The 6,230-nt window shown below is 36.9% G+C and carries 9 protein-coding genes; 6 read left to right on the top strand and 3 right to left on the bottom strand.

Annotated features, from left to right (window positions below; genetic code table 11):
• Positions 1 to 344 (top strand): DUF6852 domain-containing protein (locus tag AC1DG9_RS24620; RefSeq protein WP_477635423.1); only part of this gene is annotated, 344 nt, incomplete at its 5' end.
• A 66-nt stretch (positions 345 to 410) separates the two neighbouring features.
• Here AC1DG9_RS24620 and AC1DG9_RS24615 read toward each other — a convergent pair.
• The gene (locus AC1DG9_RS24615) at positions 411 to 539 is read right to left on the bottom strand and encodes a hypothetical protein (protein ID WP_288882917.1); all 129 of its coding nucleotides are present in this window, start codon (positions 537 to 539) and stop codon (positions 411 to 413) included.
• A gap of 60 nt (positions 540 to 599) precedes the next feature.
• Positions 600 to 1,073, bottom strand: coding sequence for a 23S rRNA (pseudouridine(1915)-N(3))-methyltransferase RlmH (rlmH, locus tag AC1DG9_RS24610; protein ID WP_172661495.1), 474 nt, complete (start codon positions 1,071 to 1,073; stop codon positions 600 to 602).
• A gap of 64 nt (positions 1,074 to 1,137) precedes the next feature.
• On the opposite strand from rlmH, the gene AC1DG9_RS24605 reads away from it, so the two are divergent.
• The 4 genes from AC1DG9_RS24605 (at position 1,138) to AC1DG9_RS24590 (ending at position 4,773) form a co-directional block, all read left to right on the top strand.
• The gene (locus AC1DG9_RS24605) at positions 1,138 to 2,979 is read left to right on the top strand and encodes a MutS-related protein (RefSeq protein WP_288882918.1); all 1,842 of its coding nucleotides are present in this window, start codon (positions 1,138 to 1,140) and stop codon (positions 2,977 to 2,979) included.
• A gap of 36 nt (positions 2,980 to 3,015) precedes the next feature.
• A complete protein-coding gene (locus AC1DG9_RS24600) occupies positions 3,016 to 3,822 on the top strand; it encodes a glycoside hydrolase family 1 protein (RefSeq protein ID WP_477635422.1) in 807 nt (268 codons plus the stop codon).
• Between the two features lie 25 nt (positions 3,823 to 3,847).
• Complete coding sequence (locus tag AC1DG9_RS24595; protein ID WP_477635421.1) at positions 3,848 to 4,213, top strand: family 1 glycosylhydrolase; 366 nt, start codon at positions 3,848 to 3,850, stop codon at positions 4,211 to 4,213.
• 152 nt (positions 4,214 to 4,365) lie between these two features.
• Positions 4,366 to 4,773, top strand: coding sequence for a putative signal transducing protein (locus AC1DG9_RS24590; RefSeq protein WP_288882919.1), 408 nt, complete (start codon positions 4,366 to 4,368; stop codon positions 4,771 to 4,773).
• Positions 4,774 to 4,784: 11 nt separating this feature from the next.
• Here the strand turns inward: AC1DG9_RS24590 and AC1DG9_RS24585 are convergent, their stop codons facing one another.
• On the bottom strand, positions 4,785 to 5,222 hold the full coding sequence (locus AC1DG9_RS24585) for a DoxX family protein (protein WP_172661493.1): 438 nt from the start codon (positions 5,220 to 5,222) through the stop codon (positions 4,785 to 4,787).
• A 197-nt stretch (positions 5,223 to 5,419) separates the two neighbouring features.
• Here AC1DG9_RS24585 and AC1DG9_RS24580 point away from each other — a divergent pair.
• On the top strand, positions 5,420 to 6,230 hold an 811-nt coding region (locus tag AC1DG9_RS24580), incomplete at its 3' end, for a glycoside hydrolase family 97 N-terminal domain-containing protein (RefSeq protein WP_477635420.1).

Raw genomic sequence — 6,230 nt, 5'->3', positions numbered from 1 at the left:
ATGTTTTGGCTAACATTGCTGCGGCTAAAGGAAACGTTCCTGATGCAAAAACAGACGCAAACGCTTTAAAAGCATTCTTTAAAGAAGTTGCGCCAGATCATGATGAGGAAAAAGTATACACCTCTGATATGAAAAAGATTGTTACCTGGTACCATTTATTAAAAGAGCTGCCTTTGTTCTCAGAGGATGCCCCATCAGTAAGTGCAGAGCAGGAAGCTTTAAAGGCTGAAGAAAAAATCGATAAGAAGCCAAAAGCTACGCCAAAACCAGCAAATGCAAAAGCACCGGCTAAAACATCACAGCCAGCTAAAAAAGCAAGCATGACCAGTAAAAAAGGTGTGTAGTTAGTGAATTACAATATGATATAAAGAGCCCGATTAACGTTAATGTTGATCGGGCTCTTTGTTATTTTAAGCCAGATACCAGATCAGTAAAAACGCTATTGCCGATATAACTATGGCAATAATATAACTTAAACGATCCTTTCTTCTGTCGCTTTTAAACTTATAATTTCTTTTATATTCTGATGGTAAGCGCATAATAAATCTCCTTTTAATAATGATGAGAGCGGGATTAAATTTCCATAAAATTAATACAGATTATTCATGGTGATATGGTTCTCCTTTTAATATACTAAAAGCCCTGTATAGCTGCTCTACAAAAAATAAGCGTACCATTTGATGAGAGAAAGTCATATCAGAAAGCGACATACTCCCGTTGGATCTTTTATAAACAGACTCATCAAACCCATAAGGTCCACCTATTACAAATACCAAATGCTGAACACTTCCAATCATCTGTTTGTTCAAATAATTTGAAAATAGTACAGAAGTATATTTTTTTCCTTTCTCGTCAAGCAAAATTACAGTATCCGGATTACTGATGTGTTTTAACATCATTTCAGCTTCCTTTGCCTTTTGTTGCGCCTCACTTAGATTCTTAGTGTTTTTTACATCAGGAATAACGATCATATTAAACCCTATATAATGTTTTAGCCGGTTTAAATACTTCTCAATACCTTCAATAAGATATTTTTCTTCTGTTTTTCCTGTAACAAGTAGTGTAATCTTCATCTAATTAGCGGCGTAATAATCAATTCCCTATATTTATCAAACTGGGCCGAAGCAAAACAGTTCAATGGAGAAAAATACAATGATAAGAACAAAAGATAGCATTTTAAACGATTACAGAAATAATGTAGCAAGTCAGCAAACTCAGATCGATGGCCTCAAGAGCAAGCTTAATAAAATATCATTCTCCCGTTTGGGTCTGTTTATTGCCGAAATAATAATAATAGCGCTCATCATAAATATTGGTTTTTCGTGGGTGTTAATAGCGCTAACTATTATACCGGTAATCTTTTTTATGATTTTGGTAAAAAAGCAAATTGCAGTACAACAAGAGCTAACCTACGCCGAACAACTTTTGTGGGTTTACCAAAATGAAGTGAATCATATTACTTCAAATACCAATGGATATAGTGATGGAGAGTGCTATAGCAACGAATACCATCCCTATTCATCAGATTTGGACATTTACGGGCAAGGAACTTTGTTCTCTTATATCAATCGTTGCAATACAAATAATGGCTTAAATATCCTTGCAGAAAATCTGGGTCGACCAAATGGAAAGGACATCATTTTGCAGCGACAAGAAGCTATCGCCGAAATGACTGAACATATAGATAAAACTTTTCACTTCCGGGCCGAATTACAAAATCACAAACCCGGTCAGCTTGACGTTATTAAGGATAAACTGGAACATCAGCTGCCCAATCAGCTAAAGTTTACTCACAATAAAACGCTTCAATTATATGTAAAAATAGGGCCTTTTATTACTTTTGGGGTGCTTATACTTGGCGCAATATTCGGTGGTCATGTATGGAAAATATTTGGCCTTGTAGCCTTATTTAATATGTCACTCATTTTCTTCAACCTGAAATACATCAACCTGGTTTATTATGGATTTACAGGGGGATCAAATTTATTAGACTCCTTCTCTGGCACAATAAAGTGGACAGAAGAAATTACCTGGAAAAGCACCTATATTAAAGATTTTTTTAAGGGAAATGATAGCGACGGCATAACAAACGATCCTGTAAGTAAACAGATCAAACAACTATCATCCATCATTAAAGCATTTGATAACAGGCTTAACCCATTTGTAGGCTTTTTTTTAAACCTGTTTCTGCTCTTGGATCTAAAATGCTCATTCGATTTAAATAAATGGTATATAAAATCATCAACTAACTTGGTAGGCGGCCTGTATAGGATTAGTCAGTTCGAAGAGTTGATTTCGTTTGCCACACTTACCCACAATCAACCAGACTGGAGCTTCCCTACAATTGCTGATAATTTTAACTTAAAGGGCATTGAATTAGGACATCCCTTAATTCACGAAAGAGAGCGTGTAGTAAACGATTTTAGTCTGGGCGCCCATCCTACAGTTGATATTGTTACAGGCTCAAATATGGCAGGGAAAAGCACATTTCTGCGTACAGTTGGTATTAACATGGTGCTCGCATTTGCAGGCGCGCCCGTTTGCGCTAAAGAAATGTCGCTTTCTATATTTAAAGTACTTTCCTATATGCGTATCAAAGATTCTTTGAACGATCATACCTCAACCTTTAAAGCAGAACTCAACAGGCTAAAAATGATACTCGATGCCATCAATGTTTCGGCAAATTCATTTGTGCTGATCGATGAAATGCTTAGGGGAACAAACAGTAAGGATAAATATCTTGGATCTAAAGTATTTATAGAAAAATTAATTGCACAAAGCACACCTGCACTGTTTGCTACTCACGACTTACAACTCTCAGAAATGGAAGCAGATCATGGCGATAATGTAAGGAACTATCATTTTGATATTCAAATAGCAGAGGATGAGATGGAGTTTGATTACAAGTTGAAACATGGCCCTTGCAAAACTTTTAATGCGGCCCTGTTACTCAAACAAATAGGCTTAACATTAAGTTAATACCATAATGCCATATTGCCTTTAATAACTGCAGGTATGATTAAAGCATCTGATTTTGGTGAGGATTTTTTATGGGGTGTGGCGGTAGCTGCAGCCCAAATTGAAGGTGCTTCTGAGAGCTATGGCAAAGGGCCATCTATTTGGGATACTTTTTCTAAAAGATCAGGTAAAATAAAAAAAGGGCACGACCCCAAGCATGCCTGCGACTTTTACCATAAGTACAAAGAAGATATAGCCCTTGTTAAAACACTTGGCTTCTCCGTTTTTCGATTTTCAATAGCCTGGTCCAGAATTCTTCCTTATGGGAAGGGAGCTATAAATAAAGAAGGAATTCTTTTCTACCATAAAGTGATAGATGAGTGCCTGCTAAATGGGCTAATTCCTTATGTAACACTTTACCACTGGGATTTGCCAGATGCGCTGGAAGATGAGGGCGGGTGGACTGCTTATAGCATCAATGATTCCTTTAATAACTTCGTATCTATATGCGCCAAAGAGTATGGTCATAAGGTTAAGAACTGGATAGTTTTGAATGAACCTTTCGGTTTTACTTCACTGGGATACATGTTAGGAGTACATGCGCCCGGAAAAACGGGCTTAACCAATTTCTTTTCTGCCGTTCATCATACCGCAATAGCACAAGCCGATGGTGGCCGGATATTAAGAGCCGAAGTGCCCAACGCCAACATTGGAACAAGCTTCTCTTGCTCTGAAGTTATTCCGTATACGCAAAGCGATGCCGATATAACTGCCGCTAAAAGAATTGATTGTTTGATGAACAGGTTATTTATTGAACCTACATTGGGAATGGGTTATCCAGGAGCAGATTGGGATTTGATCTAAAAGCAGAAAAAAACCACATACTGCAATGGGATGGGAAATAAATGCCGATAGCTTTTACAATATCATTAAGCAATTCGCTTCTTATCCGGGTATTAAGAAACTAATGATTACTGAAAATGGAGCAGCCTATCATGATAAGGTATCGGGTAATCATGTTCATGATCCGGAACGCATAGCTTATTTTCAGCTTTATCTGGCGGCCCTCCTAAAAGCCAAAAGTGAAGGGTTAAATATTACAGGTTACATGGCCTGGACATTAATGGATAATTTTGAATGGGCCGAGGGTTTTAATGCCCGTTTTGGTTTAGTACATACAGACTTTAAAACTCAGCACAGAATCATAAARGATTCCGGGTTCTGGTTTCAGCAGTTTTTGGCATCCGATTTATAAATCAGCAATAGTAAAGTCGTGTCTGGAGTTTCTTATAATTCATCAGAAGTTCATTTCATTGTGACTTGACAGGGCGCAACTAGATATGTTAGGTGGCATTATAAAATCCCAAATGAAAAGCTTTTTGTACATTTATATCCAAAGCATATTAAATGGATAAGATTGTAGTATTTGAAACTTTTTATAACCCAATTGAGGCCAATATTGTGAAAGCAAGATTAATGGATAGCGGTGTTCAATGTTTTTTATCAGATGAAAATACAATTACCATAAACCCTTTATATACTCAGGCGCTTGGTGGGGTTAAACTGCACATTTTTGAAAAGGACATCCCTTTGGTAAAGGACATTCTTCAGGATGAAAATATTCAGTTGCCTCAGGAAGAGACCGAGGCGGGCGTTGAGAATTGTCCTAACTGTGGTTCTAATCACGTAGGGTATGTACAAGCTACAAAAAAGAGATTTAACCTATTAACTATGATCGTTTCCTTCGCGCTAATGATCTATCCTTTTTATGCAAAGAAAACTCATCATTGCTTTGATTGCGAGTACGAATTTTAGCTTCAATTAAATTAAACTACTGCCTTTTTATCCCGTTCAACAGATAGCACTCCATTACCTTCAATCAAGAAACAGATCAGGCCGATCAGTACAATCACAGAAACCCAGAATTCTGCATATGGGCTGAATATGTTTGCTCTCAAATTAACAAAGAACACTGCCACAACAAGTATTGGTAAATTGAGCAAGCAAAATAATCGTGTGTGTGAGCCGACAGCAATGAGGAGTCCACCAATGATGTGAAGCACTATAATTATGTGCGCCAGTAAGCTAATAGACACTGCTACACCCAACATAGCATCTTTCATCATATTGGTAAAGGCATGAAGATTTGATGCAAATGCAATACCTTTCCAAATGAGTACTAAACCTAGAATTATTCTAAAATAGTCGAGCCATTTTGGGTGATGACGATTACCCCAATTTTGAATTTTTGTGAGCACGTTCATAATCTTGAATTTTGGTTATATGAATTTACATAAAAAAATTATGTATTCCTTGCTTTAAGAAAATTGGTTATGGAATTGAAAAGATATTGCAAGTAAATGGTTTTAGCATATAAATCATTACCTTTAATTTTACAAAACTGAACCAAAATATAACGTAATCGCAAAAACTCAACCATATAGATTAAACCACTATTTTCATGAATTTTATTAATAAACTCGTACTAACCATTGTAGCCGTGTTTGGATTGTCGGCGATTTTAAACGCTCAAACTAAAGGTGTTGAGCTTAAGTCTCCTAATGGAGGATTGAAAGTTTCCATTAATATATCCGACAAAATATATTATTCCATTTCCTCCGGAGAGGATCTGTTATTAGAAAATAACCATCTGCAGATGAGCCTTAGAAATGAAATTTTAGGGCAAAATCCAAAACTAACCGGCAGCAAAAAAGGACAGGGTACTGAAATCATTAAACCCTATGTTTCTTTGAAATTTTCTACTGTAAAAAGCAACTATAACTCGTTGATATTTAATTTTAAAGGTAATTATGCCGTAGAGTTTCGTGCTTTTGATGATGGGATTGCTTACCGCTTTATTACCAAAAAGAAAGGAAGTATTGAGGTGATGAATGAGGAATTTTCGGTGAACTTTCCGGGCGAATACGTTCTTCATTTGCAGCAGCCGGGCGGATTTAAAACTGCTTATGAAGAGCTGTACTCGCAGGTGCAGTCAAAGGACTGGAAGCCTGAAAATAAAATGTCGACCCTTCCAGTACTTATAGATACAAAGAAGAAATATAAGATATTGATCAGTGAATCAGACTTGACAGACTATCCTTGTATGTTTCTCAAGGGAACCGGGAATAATGGCATGTCGGCAGCTTTTCCTAAGGTTCCGCTTGAATTTGGTGATGATGGCGATCGCAGTCTAAAAATACTTAAAGAGGCTGATTATATTGCAAAAACTTCGGGTACCCGTAATTTCCCGTGGAGATACTTTGTGGTCACAT

It is taken from the genome of Pedobacter sp. 05L430, from assembly GCF_056397585.1.
This window is presented reverse-complemented; position numbering and strand designations above follow the sequence as displayed.

Coding starts and splice junctions, on each gene's coding strand:
- AC1DG9_RS24615 (WP_288882917.1), bottom strand. CDS start 539: ATGCGCTTACCATCAGAATATAAAAGAAATTATAAGTTTAAAAGCGAC.
- rlmH (WP_172661495.1), bottom strand. CDS start 1,073: ATGAAGATTACACTACTTGTTACAGGAAAAACAGAAGAAAAATATCTT.
- AC1DG9_RS24605 (WP_288882918.1), top strand. CDS start 1,138: ATGGAGAAAAATACAATGATAAGAACAAAAGATAGCATTTTAAACGAT.
- AC1DG9_RS24600 (WP_477635422.1), top strand. CDS start 3,016: ATGATTAAAGCATCTGATTTTGGTGAGGATTTTTTATGGGGTGTGGCG.
- AC1DG9_RS24590 (WP_288882919.1), top strand. CDS start 4,366: ATGGATAAGATTGTAGTATTTGAAACTTTTTATAACCCAATTGAGGCC.
- AC1DG9_RS24585 (WP_172661493.1), bottom strand. CDS start 5,222: ATGAACGTGCTCACAAAAATTCAAAATTGGGGTAATCGTCATCACCCA.